Annotated in this window: 14 protein-coding genes; 4 read left to right on the top strand and 10 right to left on the bottom strand. The window is 60.3% G+C overall.

Annotated elements, in window-relative coordinates:
- Positions 1-11: 11 nt before the first annotated feature.
- The 9 genes from ureC to urtA all read right to left on the bottom strand — a co-directional run bounded on the left by ureC (position 12) and on the right by urtA (position 9,315).
- Positions 12-1,715: an urease subunit alpha gene (gene ureC, locus ACZYGA_RS00340; RefSeq protein WP_479398261.1), complete on the bottom strand. Its 1,704-nt coding sequence runs from the start codon at positions 1,713-1,715 to the stop codon at positions 12-14.
- Positions 1,716-1,817: 102 nt separating this feature from the next.
- Complete coding sequence (locus ACZYGA_RS00345; RefSeq protein WP_054556303.1) at positions 1,818-2,147, bottom strand: urease subunit beta; 330 nt, start codon at positions 2,145-2,147, stop codon at positions 1,818-1,820.
- A gap of 11 nt (positions 2,148-2,158) precedes the next feature.
- Positions 2,159-2,461: an urease subunit gamma gene (ureA, locus tag ACZYGA_RS00350; RefSeq protein ID WP_024952521.1), complete on the bottom strand. Its 303-nt coding sequence runs from the start codon at positions 2,459-2,461 to the stop codon at positions 2,159-2,161.
- Between the two features lie 42 nt (positions 2,462-2,503).
- On the bottom strand, positions 2,504-3,400 hold the full coding sequence (locus ACZYGA_RS00355; protein ID WP_479398262.1) for an urease accessory protein UreD: 897 nt from the start codon (positions 3,398-3,400) through the stop codon (positions 2,504-2,506).
- Between the two features lie 11 nt (positions 3,401-3,411).
- Positions 3,412-4,164 carry an urea ABC transporter ATP-binding subunit UrtE gene (urtE, locus tag ACZYGA_RS00360; RefSeq protein ID WP_479398348.1) on the bottom strand — a complete coding sequence of 251 codons (753 nt, stop codon included), beginning with the start codon at positions 4,162-4,164 and terminating at the stop codon, positions 3,412-3,414.
- 92 nt (positions 4,165-4,256) lie between these two features.
- The gene (gene urtD / locus ACZYGA_RS00365; RefSeq protein ID WP_084208277.1) at positions 4,257-5,084 is read right to left on the bottom strand and encodes an urea ABC transporter ATP-binding protein UrtD; all 828 of its coding nucleotides are present in this window, start codon (positions 5,082-5,084) and stop codon (positions 4,257-4,259) included.
- Positions 5,081-6,250 (bottom strand): urea ABC transporter permease subunit UrtC, encoded by a 1,170-nt coding sequence (gene urtC, locus ACZYGA_RS00370; RefSeq protein WP_479398263.1) that lies wholly within the window; start codon positions 6,248-6,250, stop codon positions 5,081-5,083. The genes urtD and urtC overlap by 4 nt, the downstream gene beginning before the upstream one ends.
- A gap of 3 nt (positions 6,251-6,253) precedes the next feature.
- Complete coding sequence (urtB, locus tag ACZYGA_RS00375; protein ID WP_479398265.1) at positions 6,254-7,906, bottom strand: urea ABC transporter permease subunit UrtB; 1,653 nt, start codon at positions 7,904-7,906, stop codon at positions 6,254-6,256.
- Between the two features lie 134 nt (positions 7,907-8,040).
- Positions 8,041-9,315, bottom strand: coding sequence for an urea ABC transporter substrate-binding protein (urtA, locus tag ACZYGA_RS00380; RefSeq protein WP_479398349.1), 1,275 nt, complete (start codon positions 9,313-9,315; stop codon positions 8,041-8,043).
- Positions 9,316-9,968: 653 nt separating this feature from the next.
- On the opposite strand from urtA, the gene ACZYGA_RS00385 reads away from it, so the two are divergent.
- From ACZYGA_RS00385 to ACZYGA_RS00400, 4 genes are all read left to right on the top strand, one after another.
- Complete coding sequence (locus tag ACZYGA_RS00385) at positions 9,969-10,961, top strand: site-specific integrase (RefSeq protein ID WP_024952515.1); 993 nt, start codon at positions 9,969-9,971, stop codon at positions 10,959-10,961.
- Positions 10,962-11,076: 115 nt separating this feature from the next.
- On the top strand, positions 11,077-11,892 hold the full coding sequence (locus ACZYGA_RS00390; RefSeq protein ID WP_024952514.1) for a hypothetical protein: 816 nt from the start codon (positions 11,077-11,079) through the stop codon (positions 11,890-11,892).
- A complete protein-coding gene (locus ACZYGA_RS00395) occupies positions 11,882-14,332 on the top strand; it encodes a hypothetical protein (protein ID WP_479398266.1) in 2,451 nt (816 codons plus the stop codon). The genes ACZYGA_RS00390 and ACZYGA_RS00395 overlap by 11 nt, the downstream gene beginning before the upstream one ends.
- A 107-nt stretch (positions 14,333-14,439) precedes the next feature.
- Positions 14,440-17,028, top strand: a complete 2,589-nt coding sequence (locus ACZYGA_RS00400; protein WP_024952512.1) for a site-specific integrase — start codon at positions 14,440-14,442, stop codon at positions 17,026-17,028.
- Between the two features lie 81 nt (positions 17,029-17,109).
- Here ACZYGA_RS00400 and ACZYGA_RS00405 read toward each other — a convergent pair whose 3' ends face one another.
- Positions 17,110-20,616, bottom strand: a complete 3,507-nt coding sequence (locus ACZYGA_RS00405; RefSeq protein WP_479398268.1) for a DEAD/DEAH box helicase — start codon at positions 20,614-20,616, stop codon at positions 17,110-17,112.
- Positions 20,617-20,669: the final 53 nt, after the last annotated feature.

The raw sequence follows: 20,669 nt of genomic DNA on the forward strand, positions 1-20,669 counted from the left end.
GAAACAGGCCCTCAGAACAGATGATAGCGCTGGGCCAGCGGCAGCTCGGTGGCAGGCTCACAGGTCAGAAGTTCACCGTCGGCGAAGACTTCGTAGGTTTCGGGGTCGACCTTGAGCTCCGGGCAGGCATCGTTGAGTTTCATGTCACGCTTGCGCACCTGGCGTACATCGCGACAGGCGGACAACGGGCTATCGAGTCCGAGGGCCTCGCCGACACCGGCCTTGAGTGCCGCCTGAGAGACGAAGGTCAGACGCGTGGCGCTGGCTGCCTTGCCGAAGGCGCCGAACATCGGGCGGTAATGCACGGGCTGCGGCGTGGGAATCGAGGCATTCGGGTCGCCCATCGGCGCGGCGGCGATCATGCCGCCCTTGAGAATGCAGGCCGGTTTGACGCCAAAGAACGCCGGTGACCAAAGCACCAGATCCGCCAGCTTGCCGACCTCAATGGAGCCGACTTCATGGGCGATGCCGTGGGTAATGGCCGAGTTGATGGTGTACTTGGCGATATAGCGGCGGGCACGGAAGTTGTCGGTGCCGCGCTCGGCATCCTCCGCCAGCAGGCCGCGCTGCTCACGCATCTTGTGCGCGGTCTGCCAGGTGCGGCAGATCACCTCGCCCACACGGCCCATCGCTTGGGAATCCGAGGACATCATCGAGATGACACCCAGGTCATGCAGGATGTCCTCGGCGGCGATGGTCTCGCGGCGAATGCGCGAATCGGCGAAGGCCACATCCTCGGGGATGCTCGGGTCCAGGTGGTGGCAGACCATCAGCATGTCGAGATGCTCATCCACCGTGTTGACGGTATAGGGACGCGTCGGGTTGGTGGAGGACGGCAGCACATTGGGCCGCGAACAGGCGGTGATGATGTCCGGCGCATGGCCGCCACCGGCGCCTTCGGTATGGAAGGTGTGGATGCAACGATCCTTGAAGGCCGCCAGCGTATCCTCGACGAAGCCTGATTCATTCAGGGTGTCGGTATGGATCGCCACCTGCACATCGTAGGCGTCGGCCACCGTGAGACAGTTGTCGATGGAGGCCGGCGAGGTGCCCCAGTCCTCATGCAGCTTGAGGCCGATCACACCGGCCTCGATCTGCAGCTCCAGCCCCTCGGGCAGCGAGGCATTGCCCTTGCCAAGAAAGCCGATGTTCATCGGCAGGCTGTCCACCGACTGCAACATCTTGCCGATATGCCAGGGCCCCGGCGTACAGGTGGTGGCATTGGTGCCGGTGGCCGGCCCCGTGCCACCGCCGAGCATGGTGGTGATGCCGCTCATCAGCGCCTCTTCCACCTGCTGGGGGCAGATGAAGTGAATGTGCGGGTCGACACCGCCGGCAGTCAGGATCTTGCCCTCGCCGGCGATGACCTCGGTACCCGGACCGATCACGATGTCCACGTCAGGCTGGGTGTCGGGATTACCGGCCTTGCCGATGGCCGCGATGCGCCCGGCCTTGAGACCGACATCCGCCTTGACGATGCCCCACCAGTCCAGAATCAGCGCATTGGTGATCACAGTATCCATCACGCTCTCATCAGCGCGCTGACTCTGGCCCATGCCATCGCGAATCACCTTGCCACCGCCGAACTTCACTTCTTCCCCGTAATGGGTGAAATCCTTCTCCACCTCGATCCACAGTGCCGTATCGCCCAGACGTACGCGGTCACCAGTGGTCGGGCCGTACATGTCGGCATAGGCCTGTCGCGTTATCTTCATGGGTTGCCTCTTGATCCCTGAGCCGCAGTCTCTGAATGAGCTCCAAGGTAAATGCCTGTCGGTGCCATTGCCTGACGCCTTGACGGAAAGATTGTCACTCGCTCAGCGCTCGACACTGCCGTCATCCTTGAGCTGTCCCATCACCTCGCCACGGAAGCCATAGATGTGGCGACTGCCGGCGAAGGGAATCAGCGTGACGTCACGCGTCTGCCCGGGCTCGAAGCGAATCGCCGTGCCGGCGGCGATGTCCAGCCGCTGTCCGAGGGCGGCCTCGCGATCGAACACCAGCGCCGGATTGGCCTCGGCAAAGTGATAGTGCGAGCCGATCTGGATCGGTCGGTCACCGCGATTGCCGACCGAGAGCGTGGTGCGCAGGCGGTCCTCGCAGAGAGAGATCTCGCCGTCCGCCACCTGATATTCACCGGGAATCATCATTGCTCACCTCACACGATGGGGTTGTGAACGGTCACCAGCTTGGTGCCATCCGGGAAGGTCGCCTCGACCTGCACCTCGGGAATCATCTCGGCGATGCCTTCCATCACGTCATCACGGGTCAGCACCTCTGCCCCGCGCCCCATCAGCTCAGCCACACTCAATCCTTCGCGTGCCCCTTCCAGAATCTCGGCGCTGATCAATGCGATGGATTCCGGATAGTTGAGCTTGAGGCCCTTGGCCTTGCGGCGCTCGGCCAGCAGCGCTGCGGTAAACAGCAACAGCTTATCCTTGTCTCTTGGCGTCAGTTCCATGTCGTGGCTCTTGTGGTTGTCATTGCGTGGGGGCTCTCGAGGTCAGGTCAGCCAGATACGCGGCACCTGTGCCTCACGCCCCGTCATCAGTGGGCGCAGGATCCGCCATGCCTGCTGGCACAGCGCCCAGGCCTCGTTGCGTTCATGGCCCAGATAGCGCAGCAGCAATACGCCTTCGCGGCGTGTCACCGCCCAGCGCGGGGAAAACGACAACGCCTCACGCAGCGCCTCAATGGCCGCCGCCTCATCTGCAAGCCCGACCGCCCACAGCGTGGCCTGGACACTGCAGCCGCCCTGCCCCCAGCGCCCCGTGAAGCGCGGATGCAGCGGGTCCAGCGACTGGCGCTCGATCCAGACTGGCTTGCCGTCACGCGTCAGGCGAAAGCGTTGTTCCAGATGGCCGCTGACGAAGGGCAACTCACCGACGGGCCGGCCGAGTGCCAGCACTTCCCAGCCCAGACAACGGGCATTGCCCTCAAGCTCGAGAGTGGTGGTCTGCTCGCCGCGCGAGCCATTGAAGGCCAGCGTCTCCTGTGGCAGCCATTCCAGAGTGGCGCCGTTGGCGACCTTGAGATGCGTATGCTGGCCCCAGGCCACGCCGTTGCGATCCGCCTTGTAGAGCTTGGCGGCCGCAGGCGTGGTCAACAGCACCTGCGCGCCTTGCTCAACCTCTGCCGTGATATGCAGCGCATCACCACTGACCAGCCCGCCGGGAGGGTGCAGCAGATAGACATGGCAGCATCCGTGGCGGCCTTCCGGATAGAAAGGGCGCTGCACACGCAGCGGGCCGTGATGACGACGACGCGTCAGTCGCGTGATGGGGCCTGCGCCATCACGGGTGTCGGTCTCGAAGCGCAGCGCCAGCGAGGCCTGCCACTGACGCTGATCATCGAAGCGATGGCCGGACGCGACATCCGTCGCGCCGTCTGCGGAAATCATGCACTGGATGGTCATACGGTCAGGTGCTGCTTGATCAATTCATCGGACAGCGCCGCGATTTCGCCTTCGGCCACCCGCCGGCCGCGATCCATGATCACGAAGCGATCGGCGTACTTGCGCGCGAAGGGCAGCTTCTGCTCGACCAGCAGCACCGTCAGGCCGTCTTCCTTGATCAGGCGGCGAATGACATCGCCTATCTGGGCGACGATATTGGGCTGGATGCCTTCGCCGGGCTCATCGAGGATCAGCAGGCGCGGTTCGATCACCAACGCGCGGCCGATGGCGAGCTGTTGCTGCTGCCCGCCGGACAGGTCACCCCCACGCCGGTGACGCATCTCCTTGAGCACGGGAAACAGCTCATAGATGCGCTCGGGAATCTGACGCAGCCCATCACGACGTACGGCGAGCCCGGTGCGCAGGTTCTCTTCCACCGTCATCATCGGGAAGATCTGACGCCCCTGGGGGACATAGCCGACGCCCAGGCGGGCGCGCTCCTCGAGCTTGCGACGTGTCAGGTCAAGGGGCTCGTGGCCACTGGCATCGCCACTGATGTTCTCACCACTACCGCCCTCGCCCTCGGCGCGATACAGCAGCTTGCCGTCACGGACACTCTCCTCACCCATGATGCACTTCATCAAGGTGGTCTTGCCGACGCCGTTGCGGCCCATCACGCAGGTGCATTGGCCGGCGGGAATCTCCAGCGTGAGATCCCACAGCGTATGACTCTCGCCGTAGAACTGATTGAGCGACTCGATGCTCAGCAGCGGCGCCACGTCATTCGTCGCCGCATCATTCGTCTCCGCGTCACGGGTCGGCGATGCGGGGGACATCGGGGTATCGGTCATCTGCGCTTGCGTCATCCGTCACTCTCTCCCAGGTAGACCTCGACGACCTTGGGGTCGCTCGATACCTCATCCATGCTGCCTTCCGCCAGTACCGAGCCCTGATGTAGCACCGTGACCTTGCGCGCGATGGAGCGCACGAAGCCCATGTCATGCTCGACCACCACCACCGACTGGCGTCCCGCCAAGCTGGTCAGCAGCTCCGCGGTGCGCTCCATCTCCTGCTCGGTCATGCCGGCCACCGGCTCATCGACCAGCAGCAGACGCGGTTTCTGCATCAACAGCATGCCGATCTCCAGCCACTGCTTCTGGCCGTGGGACAGGATGCCCGCCTCGCGCGCATGCCATTCCTTGAGATGAATCGTCTGCAGCACTTCCTCGATCCGATCCCGAGTCTCGCCGGTCATGCGCGCGGTCAGGGTCGGGAAGATGCGCTTGTCGGTGGCCATCGCGAGTTCGAGATTCTCGAACACGCTGAGCGCCTCGAAGACGGTGGGCTTCTGGAACTTGCGACCGATGCCCAGGGTGGCGATCTCGGGCTCACTCATGTGCAGCAGATCGTGGCGGCTGCCGAACCACACCGAGCCACTGTCGGGGCGCGTCTTGCCGGTGATGATGTCCATCATCGTGGTCTTGCCGGCGCCGTTGGGGCCGATGATGCAGCGCAGCTCACCATCGTCGATGGTCAGGTTGAGGTCGTTGATCGCCTTGAAGCCATCGAAGCTGACACTGACATCCTCCAAATAGAGGATCGGCCCGTGGGTCACATCCACTGGCGAGACACGTGGGGTCAGGAAGTCGAACACGCGATCCCGCGTCGCCATCTCTTTTAACAGGCTCATGCAGTGGCCTCCTGCTCGGTGGGACGAGTCGCGTTCGTCGGATCAATCTTCGCCTTGGACGACGAGCGCCGGCCCCAGCCACGCTGGGCGAACAGGCCGGCGATCCCCTTGGGCAACAGCACGGTGACCAGCACGAACAGACCGCCGAGAGCGAACAGCCAGGCGTCCGGCATGATGCCGGTGAACACCGTCTTGGCGTAATTGACGATCAGCGCGCCCAGCACGGCGCCGTAGAGCGTCGCACGGCCACCGAGCGCCACCCACACCACCACCTCGATGGAGAACAGCGGCGAGAACTCGCCGGGATTGATGATGCCGACCTGCGGCACATACAGCGCTCCCGCCACTCCGGCCAGCATCGCCGAGACCACGAAGATGAACAGCTGGACACGTTCGACGCGATAGCCCAGAAAGCGCGTGCGCGCCTCGGCGTCGCGACAGGCGATGCTCAGCCGCCCGAGCTTGGAGCCGACGATGCCGCGACACAGCAGATAACCGAGTCCCAGCGCCACACCGCTGGCGATGAACAGCGCGATGCGCATGGCATCCGTGCGCAGATCGAAGCCCAGCATGTCCTTGAAGTCAGTCAGGCCGTTGTTGCCGCCAAAGCCCATCTCGTTGCGGAAGAACGCCAGCATCAAGGCGAAGGTCAGCGCCTGGGTAATGATGGAGAGATAGACACCGGTGACGCGGGAGCGGAAGGCCAGGAAGCCGAACACCAGCGCCAGCAGCCCCGGTGCCAGCAGCACCATCAGGAAGGCGAAGGCCGGCATGTCAAAGCCCTGCCAGAACCACGGCAGCTCCTGCCAGTTGAGGAAGACCATGAAGTCCGGCAGTTCCGGATTGCCATACACGCCGCGGTCGCCCACCTGGCGCATCAGGTACATGCCCATGGCGTAACCGCCCAGCGCGAAGAAGGCGCCGTGGCCCAGGCTGAGGATGCCCAGGTAGCCCCAGACGAGATCCACCGCCACCGCCAGCAGCGCATAGCACAGGTACTTGCCCAGCAAGGTGACGGTGAAGGTGCTGACATGCAGCGGATTACTCTCGGGCAGCAGCACATGCAGCAGCGTGACCGCGAGTACCGACAGTGTCAGAACTGCCAGGAATATCTGGGTGGAGCGCTCCGTGAAGGGGCGCGCCAGCCAGGAACGTGAATCAGGCATGGATCAACCCTCCGCGGCGCGGCCCTTCTGCGGGAAGAGTCCCCGCGGGCGCTTTTGAATGAACAGGATGATGAACACCAGCACCACGATCTTGGCGAGGACCGCGCCCGCCCAGGGCTCGAGGAACTGATTGAGAAGTCCCAGCGACATGCCGGCCACCAGCGTGCCCCACAGATTGCCGACCCCGCCGAACACCACCACCATGAAGGAATCGATGATGTAGTTCTGGCCCAGGTTCGGCCCGACGTTGGTGATCTGCGAGAGCGCTACTCCGGCAAGGCCGGCAACGCCGGAGCCGAGTGCGAAAGTCATGATGTCGACACGCGTCGCCTTGATGCCCATCGAGCGCGCCATGGCACGGTTCTGGGTTACCGCCCGCACCTCGAGACCGAGACGGGTGCGGCGCATGATCAGCATCAGGCCAGCGAATACGAACAGCGCGAAGCCGATGATGTAGAGGCGATTGAGCGTCAGTGACAGCGCCTCGTTGATCATCAGCGAGCCGCTCATCCACTCCGGCGTCACCACGATGCGATTCAAGGGCGAGATGGTGGTGCGTACCAGCTGCTGCAGGATCAGGCTGATGCCGAAGGTGGCCAGCAAGGTCTCCAGCGGTCGCCCCTTGAGGTGCTGGATGACGCTGCGCTCGATGATCACGCCCACCGCCGCCGCGACCAGAAAACCCGCCGGAATCGACAGCAGCAGCGCCAGCCCCGGCTGCCCGGGCAGCAGCTGCTGCATGCCCCAGGTGGTGTAGGCACCTAGCATGATCAGTTCACCATGCGCCATGTTGATCACGCCCATGACACCGAAGGTGATGGCAAGCCCGATGGCAGCCAGCACCAGTACCGAGCCCAGCGAGAGGCCGAAATACAGCGTCTCGAGCCCGCTGTTGAGCTGAAGCTTCTGCTCGATACCGGCCAGCGCCACCTTGGCGGCCTGGGCCAGCTGCGGATCATCACTCACCGCGGCGCCATTGATAGCAGCGATCGCGGCGGCGTTCAGGCTGCCGGACAGCGTCTCCAGCGCCGCAGGATCGCCATTGGCTTCCAGCTGCTGAATGGCGAGTGCCTCCGCCAAGGTGTCGCGGATATCAGCATCGGCTTCCTGCTCGATTAGGCTTGGCAGCCGCTCAGCCATGGCCTCATCGACACTGCCGCGCAGGCCGCGCGCCGCGACGAGCCTGACCTCCGTATTCGAGGACAATAGGTCGATCATCGAGAGCACGCCATCGATATGTCCGCGCAGCGAGTTGTTGCTGCGCAGTGCCTTGAGGTCACGGCGCGAAACCTTGCCCGCCGATTCTCCCGACAGAGCGTCAGAAACGGTCCACTCACGGCCACGATTGTTGTCGATGATCAAGAAGCGCTCGGCGTCCTTGAGACGAGCCAGCTTGCTTGAGGAGAAGGCTTCTAGCCAGCCACGCGCGCGCTCATCGCCGCTCATGGCGATCTCATCGATCACGGCCGGCTTGGCGGGATTGCGCGCTTCGGCAAGTCGGGTCAGCAAGGTCTGGGCAGCGCTGTCAGACAGACGTGCTGACTGCCCAGTCGCGGATTCGGACTGGGCAGCGGCAAACAGGGGGAATGACAGAAGACAGATCAGCAGCATCCTCTGCCAGCACCAGCGGAACAATATTGCAACGGAGATAGACATCAAGAAGGCCATCCATGGTGAACGCGCGAAGGCGTCATCAGTCTCCGAGGGCGTCGCGCCCCCGGAACCGACACTCAGCGAGGCGGCACGCAGGTTCGAATGCGCGCCGCCTCACTCTCAGAACGTGCTACGCATCATTGCGTGGCGACGTTCGGTTGAGCCCCACAGGAATGGGTCTCGACGTTGTAGTTGCCGCACTCCATCGGTTTGCGCCAGTCACTGATCAAGTCTTTCGAGCCTTCCAGATAGTCCGACCAGGCATCGCCTGCCACGGTGGACGGGGTCTGCCAGACGACGGAGAACTGGCCGTTGTCCTGGATCTCGCCGATAAGCACCGGCTTGGTGATGTGATGGTTGGGCATCATGGTGGCGTAGCCGCCGGTCAGGTTGGGCACCGAGACACCGATGATGGCGTCCTTGACCGCATCGACCTCGACACTGCCGGCCTTGCGCGCGGCTTCCATCCACATATTGAAGCCGATGTAGTGGGCTTCCATCGGGTCGTTGGTGACCGCATCTTCCTTGCCGGTGTAATCAATCCACTCATCGATGAAGTCGTAGTTGGTGTCGCTGTCCACGCTCATGAAGTAGTTCCAGGCGGCCAGGTGGCCGATCAGCGGCGCGGTATCGATGCCCGAGAGCTCCTGCTCGCCCACCGAGAAGGCCACCACCGGGATGTCCTCGGCATTGATGCCCTGGTTGGCCAGCTCACGATAGAACGGCACATTGGCATCGCCATTGATGGTGGACACCACGGCCGTCTTCTTGCCGGCACTGCCGAAGGACTTGATATCCGAGACGATGGACTGCCAGTTGGAATGGCCGAAGGGGGTGTAATTGACCATCACATCCGCGTCCGCCACGCCCTTCGACTTGAGGTAGGCGGCCAGGATCTTGTTGGTGGTACGCGGATAGACATAGTCCGTGCCCGCCAGCACCCAGCGCTCCACGCCCACATCGTTCATCAAGTAATCCACTGCCGGAATCGCCTGCTGATTGGGCGCCGCTCCGGTGTAGAAGACGTTCTCCGAGGACTCCTCGCCCTCATACTGCACCGGATAGAACAGCAGGCCGTTGAGCTCCTCGACCACCGGCAGCACCGACTTGCGCGAGACGGACGTCCAGTTGCCGAAGATCACGTCGACCTTGTCCTGCGCCAGCAGCTCACGCGCCTTCTCGGCGAACAGCGGCCAGTTGGAGGCCGGGTCGACCACGACAGGCTCTAGCTTGCGTCCCAGCAGCCCGCCCTGCTCGTTCTGCTTCTCGATCAGCATCAACATGGTGTCTTTCAGTGTCGATTCACTGATCGCCATGGTGCCGGACAGTGAGTGCAGGATGCCGACCTTGATCGGCCCCTCTTCTGCCTGGGCGACATTGGCCAGCGAGAAACCGACACAGGCGGATAGCATTGCGGCAGCGATTTTCTTGTTCACGACATTCCCTCGTGTCTTGTTGTACTTGTTGTCCCGATTGAAGTAGTGCAATCGATGTGCCAGCCCGTGATCAAGCGCACCCGTATAGGGGAATCACCCTCGTAACGCGTTGTCTGGAGAGATGCACACATACCTTAAGTGCACCGAAACAGAGCAACAAAATCTCCTTCATGTTGAAAGCGCACCAACATGGTGAGCTTTCTACAAACACCTCATATAAGCCTCTGTTTCACAGTGCTTCTTAGACTGGTTTTATATTGTTGCGTACTGGTGCATATCGCATTCGACAGACTTTCCGTCCACATGATGTCTCTGCGAAATCAACCCCTTTTTAACAGCCCTTCCCCTCTCTATGAGGACAGCGACTTCTGACATACAGACTGCAGGAGTGCGGCCGTCAGGCCGTTGCAGATCGCCTTCCCTGAAGCACGAAGCCCGATAGCGTAGGTGGGACTTGCGAACAACAGCGCAAGTCACAGGCGTCACAGCGTCGACGCCCCACACTACTGATCAACCGAGGTGCTTCATGACCATCCCATTGCCATACCGGTATTCATCCAGGCGTGAAAACGCCCCGTGCTGGATAACACCCTCTGACTTCGATGGATTGACACCATCAGGAGGTGAGCATGTCGCTTGAAAAGGAACCGGGACGCTTACCGAGCGAAGTCACGCCATGGCTCGGGAAAGAGCAGAGCCATGAGCTGACAGGCAACATGCAATTGTCACGCGCCGCGAGACGGCTACTGGCTGACAGCATGGCAAAGAACACCATCCTGGCATTTCGATCAGATATCCGGGGCTTCTTGAAAGCCGGCTACTCACTCCCCGCCACTTCCCATCAGGTCGCCAACTATCTGGCGGAGATGCATGCCAAAGGACGCAAGCCTGCCACGATTTCTCGTCACGCCAGCTCGCTGGGTACCTGGCATGTCTATATGCAGTTGCCCTCGCCCACGCTGAGCCTGGAAGTGAAAGGGGTATTGAAGGGGATTCATCGCAAGAGTGATGGACGACAGCGCCAGGCCCCCGCTTTGCGGCTCCATCATTTGCAACAGCTGTTGCAAGCTCTGGACCTAGATGCTCCCCGAGATCTACGTGATGCCAGCATGTTCTGCCTGTGCTTCTACGGGGCGTTTCGCGCAAGTGAGGTCGTCGCGCTCTACCGAGAGGATATCGAATGGCGTGATGCCGGTATCGTGATCACGTTGCGCCACAGCAAAACCAATCAAAGCGGACGGATCGAACAGAAGACGCTCCCCCGCAATCCAGCCGGCGGGCGTTGCTGCCCAGTGACGTTACTGGAGGCTTGGCTTGCCTGGAGTGGCATTCGTCGAGGTGCACTATATCGCTCCATCGATCAGGCAGATCGAGTGGGGGCCGGCAGAATGCACCCCGTCACGTTCGGCAATCTACTCAAGAAGGCGTTACAGCGCGCCAACCTCAGTGCAGAAAAGTTCACCACCCACAGCTTTCGTGCCGGCTTCATTACCGAAGCGCATCTTCGTGGGAAAAGCGATCAACAGATAAAGCGCATCAGCGGGCATCGTGATCAGAAGACTTTCGAACGCTACATTCGACTGGCGGATGACATGCATGACCCGGGCAATGACATCTTTTGATAGCTCGCACCCTGAAAGGCGCTGCCAAGGACGGCAGCACTTCCAGCGGGGTCGATGAGATGATATTTATCCTACTATAAGGATGAGATAATTAATAAGACGCAAGGGAGAGCTCATGACCGATACCTACACGCCCCTGCCTGAGGCTGAGTTTTCCATCTCAGGCAAGATACGGAATCTTTCACGACGCTCTCTTGGCGATCTCATCTCCCTTCCGCCTCCACGCAAAGGCAAGGCCCCTTCATACAAGGGCCTGCTGCTCAGCCACCTCCCCATCGTGCTTGTCGGTGCCCAGGGCCACACCGAGCTGCTCACCCATGGCATGCTCCTGCGACAACTCAGAGAGTCATCTCTCGAGAACTTCCGTTCCCTCAAGGTGTTTGAGGTGGACCGTGAAGGTCTCACCTACGAGGAGCTGGAGGTGTTGCGCTATCTGTCAGAGGTGCTACCTCAGGAGCTTTTCAACACCTCACACGTGATGGAAGCCCGTGCATTCATCAAGCAGCTCAATGAGAAGCCTGGGCTGGAAGAGAAGTTGGCCCGTATCGTGTTCGGGTTATCGAAACCCACCCTGGATATCAAGAGTCTCATGATCCTGACCCAGGGCCGCTGGGCGAAGAGCACACTGCAACGTGCCCACAGCCCCAAAGGCCAGCGGAGTCTCGACGATGATCGCGGAGCCTCAGAGCCACTCTCCCCCGAGACAAGCAAGGACAACGAGGCACAAAAAGCGGCGCCAACATCAGTGCCCCTCACTCCCCCAGCGCCCAAGCCGATTCCATCCGCTCGGTACCAATCAGCATCGGGCTCCGCCCCAGACACCACGAGGCCAGCCACCTCACCCACTCGCAGGTCCCATGTAGCACAAAGGGTTGACGACCTGTTTGGCGATCTATTGGACGAGGAAGGGAGTCCTCCTCATGATGGATGATACTCCCGAAAGCAAGACATGGCTCCCCGAAACCATCCTTCATCAGTGGGAAGAACAACTAGATGACGTGGTATTGTCGGCTTCGGAGGAAACGCGCTTATGGCCGTTTCTTCACTGTAATCTTCCCCCATGTAGTCAGGCGGATCTCTGGATATCCGCTCATATTCAGGCAGCGGATGACAATGATCCTGAGTTGCTCGACCTCATCAACAAACTCCTGAGGATACTCCCTCTTGCGCCGGGACCATTACAGGCGATTCGTCAGAGCCACCCACTGCATAGCCAGCTGACCTTTCCCGATAAATTCGCTCCCTCCATGGTGCGAGCCAATATCGCAAACCAGGCAATACAGCTCGCGCGCCATGGCACGACCTCAACACACGCTTTCGAACTCTTGCCAAGCAATGGCGAGCCATCCCCCATCGAGCACAATCGCCGATTGATTCGTCTTGCCTTGCGCGACATGGCCGGCTATCACTCGGGGCCTTCTGTCGATTGCAATCTCTATTACCAGCATTTATCGACCCTACATGTCGCATTGAAGTACATGCTGCCACTTTGGCAGCACCCGATCGCGTGGCATCGTTCTGCCAATCTCTCGTTACTCAGCGCCTGTAAACATATCCCGTGGCTGAAAAACGGCAACCCAAGACTGTATGACCAATTGCAGCAGGCCCAGGAATTGCTCTCCGGTTACCTGCCCATCGGAACTCGTCGCGCGCCCTACGCGAAGCGGCTCCCACAACGCTCCGTCTTTTTTCACGACTCATTCAAGCGCGACTTTTCATCGGTTGCCTCCAGTCCTGAACTATCTGAGACACTCGTTACCGCACGACTCTCGGACGACAACGAGGACGTTGACACCAGTCTCGAACCAGACAAGATCTCTCAGCCACAAGAAGAAGTGGAAGCGCCCTTTCATCACAAGGGAGATACCCTGTTGACACCGCAAGATTGCAGGGTGATCGCGCGCAAACGCCAGCAAACCTCTATCGCACAGAGCCTGGGAAGTCTGTCGAATTTCGCCACCACTCAAGGGCAGATCCGAAGAATACTGACATTACCTTTCCCGCCTGATGCCAGACTGCTGGTGCAGCTTGTGCTCGCAACAGGTATTGCCCCCGAACGTCTCAGTCAGCTCCGTGTGACGGGTGTCGAGCAGGAGGCACTGCTCTGCACTGCGACGGTGTCGCGGAATCAATCACTGCAGTGGGTCCCCGATAGCAACACACTCTACGTTCCTGTCATTCATGCACCGTCACAAAGCCCACCCCTGCCTCTTCGCCTACCGGACGCCCTCGCGATACCCCTCAATCAATTGAGCGAAGCGACAACTCAGCCTCTGACCAAGAGTCTGGCGGTGCTCAACCGCCAGCTGAGGCAACATATGGCAACGCACACAGGCACGACTCCCACGGCCCAGCGCGTGGCCAGAGCCGCACGGCTTCATCTTCTCGGCATGGCGAAGACCGATATCGAAGCGGAGTGGCTTCACGGGGAGCTCAGCCTGAAAACAGCAGCGCCTGCCGCTTACCGCAAGACGTCCCTACGTGAACTGCAGCGTCTCATGAACACGTCGCTGGGGTGGTGGGAGATCACGACACCGATTAACGCGACCCTGCCTCCCAGGAATGCACACGCCATCACGACCTTGGGCTCGAGCATGACACTTTCGCTCCACACTGCCAGGGTGGCACTGAAGGGCTTGCATGATCTGGCCCAAAAGGGTCTTTCCGACTTTCCCATTGCTGCCCGTGGCCGAACCCCTTCACCTGAGGACTGCTCGGCCTTGATCGAGCTCAACAGTGCGCTTTGCTGCTACGTACTCATGGGAGTCCAGCTGACGGTAGGACTTCGTCCACCAGGTGCCACTACGCAAATGTCTCGGCGTGGACGCCTGCTGTGGATCGCTGACAAGGATTCAGGCCTCTACAGAGAAAGCCGGGTCATCCCGTTGCCTCTCCCGGTTTGCCAGAATCTCGATACCCTGCAGGCATGGCAGGCCTCCTGGCGGCAGCACTGGCCACGAAATGGCGGGACCTGGCTGTCATGGCCTGAAGACGAGCAGGCACTGGCCATATGGTGGTCAAGACGCCAAGCCAGCCTCAATCTGACCGCAAAGCCTTGCCAGCAGACCCACATCCGAGGCTGGATCAGCACACATCATCAAGCGCCGTCACTGACAGCCGCGTCACGCAGTGCACTCGCAACCCTGCTGGCACTTCCCGATAACGCGCCACGTCATTTCGTCGCCCAGACACTCGATGGGCGAATGCAAGCGAACACGCTGGATATGCTGCTGGGCCATGTCAAACGCGGCCAGCAGCGCCATGCCCCCTATGCCAGCAACATCTGCCTACCGCCGGAGATGCAACGCCTCTTGGGGGAGTTGTCCGATGAGTTGCGAATCAAGGTGATACCTCTCAAGGATTTGCCATGAGTAGAGATGGGAAGTTTTACCTTGCACCTGCAAGGGAGACGTCAGGAATCCGATCACTGGCCAAGCTCGACCCTGACTTGCACCTAAAGCTCATGAGCACCCACCACATGCAAGAGCTATGGTCGCGCTGGGAGGAACGCCGACTTGATCGAGTCAAAGGCACGCAACGCCAGCAAAGCCTGCACCTGCTGTACTGGATCGAGCGTCACGCCAAGCGCCAACCGGCCAACGATATGCCGGCAGAGGCCGGAAGCATGATGCTGTACCTCAACCATACGCAAGCCAAGGCAATGGTCACGGAACTGATTCGATGGAGAAAGGTGCATCATCGCCGGCCGATAAGGCCCCGTGAAGCTTACCGCGTCATCGGCCGCTTTCTGGAGGAAGTCAACCAAAGCCCGGGAGTCGTGGCGATGCTGCCACAGTGGCCCACACAGGCCCGGCGCAAAAGCGTGCTACCAATGGAGGCCAAAGCTCTGGACCGCGCGACCAGGGTCTTGCCGATCATCCGCGCGCTACGTCAACCCGGGACTGGCTTTCCGCTGTTGCGCGCTGCCGTAGAGCTCGGTGTGCGTGCAGGGTTAGGCCAACAGGTGATTCTGGTCACATTGGCCTGCCTGACGCGTCGTCACTTCGAGAGCGATCGCAACGCCCCCAATGAGTGGGTCTGGATCCCCGCTCACGCGGCACCGTCGACGGTCATGTCGCCTCACATGACGGCCTACCGTCTGCCATTGGAGTCGACACTGACGACTGCGCTCAAGACATTGAGAGCCAGAAAACCCACCACAGCCAAGGACGAGTGGTTATTGGCCGAGAGGCCAGAAGACCAGTCCCTCTCGATTCCCGAACGGATTCGCATCGTCAAGGGTCGCATGAGACAGGAGCTGGCCTCCCTGATCACCACACTGCCCATGACAACCGAGGAACGCCGAAGGCTTAAGCTGACCACCTTGCTGAGCGCATTGCCTCATGCGGCAGTCCTGGGGGGATTGCCCGGCTACTGGGTCAGCCAGTTCAGTCGCTATCCGATTCCCTACAGCAGCGCGCATGGGCTTTATGAGCCCCACTCCTACTTCGCTCGGCTCGAGGCTCCACCGGTCAGCACGGTCATGGCGACTGATTCCGGCTACCATCAGCAGGAACCCATGGCGGATGACGACTCGGTGAGCGCCATGGATCTTTTCGCGACCAAGGCATCAGAAACGAACGCTACCCCCCACTCAACCGTATTGACACAACCTCCGGGGCAGCGCTTGATGACCCAGGATTCCTGGCAGATAGACTGGCTTCCGTCGGCGAGACGCATCCTCAAGCAATGGATCGGGGTCATTTCCTCTGATCATCTTCGCAAGACAAGTGACGAAAGGGTCAAGAAGCGTCTGGAGGCGCTGCTGCTCGAGACAAGCAGACGCCTCACAAGACTCATGGGCATCCGCCATAGCTACCCGGTCATGGTGCTCTATTGGCTGCATGATCTGCGCGTGACTCGCATGCTGCGCGTCAGTTCGCTGCACACCTATCTTTCTCGCAGCTTGCCGATGGCGATGGCGGACTACACCTTGTCGATCGACATTCAGGAGTGGGACAACGACAGTGCCCAGGAAATGTGCTGGTGCGTGCCACGCGATATGGGGTGGTCAGCCAGCACGACACACAGCTTTCTTGGCAATATGGGGCAGCTCATCCGCTTCATGCACAGCATGGGAGTATTGCTGGACGTGGAGCCGCCGATATCAGGCAATCACAAGACCCCCAGCGCCAAACGAATTCATTTCGCCACCCTGAGACAGATGGAAAAGGTACGTACTCATCTTCTCGCAGTACCCGATGCAACACCTGATGCCACCATGCAGTGGCTCAGCATCGCGCTGGGCTTCCACGGGGGGATGCGCGCCAGCGAGGTCTGCGCCCTGACGCTACGGGACATTCGCATCGAATGTCCTCAGGGCACCTTTTCGCTCGAGCAGTGGTTGGAGGACCACTGCCCAGCCGAGCTCGCAAAGGCGCTACCTGATACGGGATTCTCACCTCCCGCACCGCATGAGAGAGAGACCCTGCACGTGAAGTTGCGTGAACTTCTGAAGTCATTGCCGGAGATTGAGTGTCGCGTTTATATTCACGCCGGAAAGACGCCTTCAGCGCGGCGCGTACTTCCCCTGCACCTTCTGACATTCTTCGGCGATATTGAAATGTTGGCAGCATGGTGGGTATATCGACGGCGATGCTTCCCCTCGACAGCCCTCTCTGATATCGCGCTGTTCGGCCCGAGCGAGAGTTGTCAGGCATTCAATCATGCCGGCCTGATCGCTCCGGCAATCGACACCATGCGAAGTGTGCTGGGGAGTGCCATCGATTTTCACTCGTTGCGCCATGCAGCGGTCAGTTGGTGGCTGATTCGTCTTGAGGCGGCGCAGAACCGTGACATACTCGACGACTTGCAGGAGCACGGCTCCTGGGGACTGCAAAAAGCGCCCCTGAAACGCTTTCTGAAGGGGGTTCGAGGCTATGCCGGACAGGACAGTCAGGATCGCGGCATGTTGTTGTATCAACTTGCCGTCTGGATCGGCCACCGCACCCCGGAACAGACATTGACGCACTATGCCCATAGTCTGGAATACCTGCACCGGCAGGCCATGCGGCGCGCCAGTGAGTACACCCGGGCGATCACACCCTGGGTAGCCCCAGTAACATGAGGTGCCATGGCCTGACTCAACGCCTCTCCCCCCAATAGGCAACCGCCTTGCCATGCCCCAACGGGGGGGGCCATATCGGGATCACACCGGAGCAAACAACAAGGCCAGATCCTCCTCATCAAACAGGGGCCCCTCCTCCTGACGCCCGCTTCCCCCTTCCAGTACTGATGCGGCAAGATCCGCCTTGCGAGACTGCAGCTCCAGGATGCGTTCCTCAACAGTTCCTGCACAAACCAGCTTGTAGACAAACACCGGATTCGTCTGGCCCATTCGATGAGCACGCCCGGTGGCTTGGGCCTCTACGGCAGGATTCCACCAGGGGTCGTAGTGGATGACCGTATCTGCCGTCGTGAGATTGAGCCCAGTCCCCCCTGCCTTGAGGCTGATCAGGAATACGGGTACCTCGCCACGCTGAAATTGCGCCACACGCTCGGTTCGCACTGCCCCGGGCGTCTGCCCTGTGAGAGTCAAGTGAGAAATCCCCCCCCGCTCCAGTGCTCCCCCGATCAATTCAAGCATTTCCGTAAATTGCGAGAAGATGAGGATACGCCGACCGTCCTCGACCAACGATGGCAACAGTTCACGTAGCGCCTCCAGTTTGGCTGAGCGCTGAACCGTCGCCGCACTTTGATGTTTGACAAGCCGTGGGTCACAGCACACCTGGCGTAATTTCAACAGCGCATCTAGCATCACGATGCCGGAGGCTGCCAGCCCGCGTGTCTCGATCGCCTCCTTGACCCGTTGATGCTGTGTCAGTCGAAGACTCTCATAAAGCTCTCGCTGTGCACCGGTCAGCGTGACGTCTCGCTGAGTCTCCGTCTTGTCCGGCAATTCATTGAGGACTTGCTGTTTGGTACGCCGGAGGATGAGTGGCGAGATACGACGAGAAAGTCGCTGACTCACAGCGTCGTCAGCATGTTTCTCGATAGGGGTACGAAAATGCCGACCAAACCACTGCTGGCTTCCCAAGGCGCCTGGTGCAGCAACATCCAATTGCGCCCATAACTCACCCAGGTGGTTTTCCAATGGCGTTCCGGTCATCGCGATCATGCGATCTGCATTGAGCCTGCGTACGGTACGCGCGGTCTGACTGGCAGCATTCTTGATGGCTTGGGCCTCATCCAGTACCACGATACCGAAGTGCTGCTCGCACAGATGCTCAATATCTCGCACCAGGAGGGGGTATGTCGTGATGACGAGATCCACATTGGCGACAACAGTATCGATCTGCTCACGACGGCTGGCCTTGGCTCCCTGAAGCGCCAGCACGCTCAGTGTCGGCGCAAATCGAGCCGCTTCGGCGCACCAGTTACCGACGAGACTTGTCGGGGCCACCACCATGACAGGCCCGCGCAGCTCCCCTCGCGAACGCTCATCGAGCACGTGTGCAAGGATCTGGATGGTTTTTCCAAGCCCCATGTCATCGGCCAAAATACCGCCAGTACTCAACTCCGAGAGGAATCGCAACCAGGCTAGTCCTCGCGCCTGATAATCGCGCAATTCACCCTGGAAACCGTCAGGGGCTGGCAATTTATCAGGAAGCTCACGCAATCGTTGGGCAAGGGCCACGGCATCCTCTCGCCCCACCCAGCGCTCATGATCTGCCAAGGGGGCCAGCTGATCGATGGAGGTCAATGGCACACGAAGTGCGCTTGTGGGTGCCTCGCTATCGTGAAGCCAGTCCATCAAGGGAGCCAACCAGGCACGTAGCTTGGCAAGTGGAAGCACCAGCCGACGGTTATCCGGCAGGTGTACTACCCAGCTTGCCCCCGCTTCCTCATCCTCCTCCGGCGTCAACGGAAAGTCTTCGCGCTGAATGAGTTGACGCAGAATGGGGAGCAGATTGAAGGATTCATTCTCCACCTCAACGCCCAACGCAAGATCGAACCAGCCGTTCTCGGCGGACTCGAGCGCTCCATACCAGTTGTCTGGCGATAGATATTCGGGCTCTTGCGGGAAGTCGTCACTGAACTCGACCACACATCCCGCCTGACGTAATTGCAGGATCATGTCCCACCATTCCTCAGGAGCAGAAAGACAGGTCCTCCATTCCGCCGCATTTTCTGGCACCTGCCTATCTATCGGCAGCAACAAGCTCCACGAGGGCAACTCCAACCCATCCGGTACATCGTGGTGCGCGGCGAGTTCTTCCAACGTGACCATGCCTGGCGGAATGGCGCGAATCAGCGCGATTTCCGCCTGTTGATCACGTGGTATCGTCAAACGCTGCCCATCGCGCAGCCCCTGGGCCACCTCTCCCTCCTCTGGGGGTATCTCGATACCGGCATAGCTCAGGCTCACGACACCAGCGCCCAACCGAATAGGAGTTTCGTTCCAGACATGGCGGCGCGTTGGCAGACGTGCCTGTGCGACACACATGGTGATCTTCAGCTTGGGTTTCACATCCTCGAGCGTTGTTTCCACGAGGGTTCTCGGAGAGGGGACTTGGGCTGCCAGCCCCGAGACATTCTGGAGGCGAGAGGTCAACCACTCGCTCATTTCCGGCGGTAACGCGGGAACGTGCTGGAGTTGGCGCCAAAGCTCAACATCCCCCTCCAGAGGGCCAAACTGCTTATTCTGAGGGTCAAGATAACAAAGCGACTTGCCGACACTGGCTACGATAGCCGCGGGAGACAAGATATCTTCAGGTATCGTGGACATCTGCAGCCGCTGCACACCCTGCTCATCCATCTGCCAGGTCGGGGCGATACGGCAGGTCGGCCCAATACCAAGCTGTGGGCCCGTCTGCTTCTGATGGAAAAGCAAGGGGGAGGCATCGCTTGCCAGCAGGGACCAGAGCGCTTTCGCCTGGAATGCCTTGTTCAACGTCAAACCTTTGGATTGCCCAGGAAAGTACCATTGCGAATCTTTGCTGCCATGCAATAACTGCTCGATGGCCTCCTCCTGCGCCGGCTGCCATCCCATTGCAGGAACAGGTGACAACTCCCCCACGTGAGAGACTTCAACTTTCACTGGCGAGACCCATCGATCAAGCTGCGTCTTGCTCTTGGAGGGCCTCAACCACACCGGCTGCACCGTCAGCGCGGGAAGCCCCCTGTGGCCGGACTGCACATCAAGGAACAACCCGAGACGGTGGTTGGCACCTACTTGGACGGCTGACGGCACCGCCGGGGCTTGACTGTGATGTTGCAGCCAGATTGTCCACTCACGTTTCGCCGCCTGAAGTGACGGCGCTTGCTCCACTTCGTCGGGCTCAAGCGTGTCAGGAACCTCCAGGGCTTTCCCCAAAGGGCCGCTACTCAGGAAGGTATCGATCAATGCGACTGCGTGCTTGCAGGTACTGCCCACCGGACAACTACAAGCTGTTCGCATCTGGTGCCGAGTACCCACAGGAGCCAACATGATCATCGTGCGATAAGGGGTGCCCAGACTGCCCGCGACATCGCCAGAAAGCGTCAAACCACCCTTCTCATCCAACTCTACCTGCCACTGCTCATCCACTCGCTGCTGGCGCGCGTAACGCAGACCACGCTCCAAGGTGCCTGCATCAAACTCATCACGCCATCCATGCTGAAGGAGTGCGATATTCAAGGCGAACGATGCATTACTCAAACCAGTGGCTGCCACAGCGGCACTCTCCATAGAAATATGACGATATTGGAGCAAATTACGGGACTGCT

This window comes from Cobetia sp. BL01 (assembly GCF_056493605.1).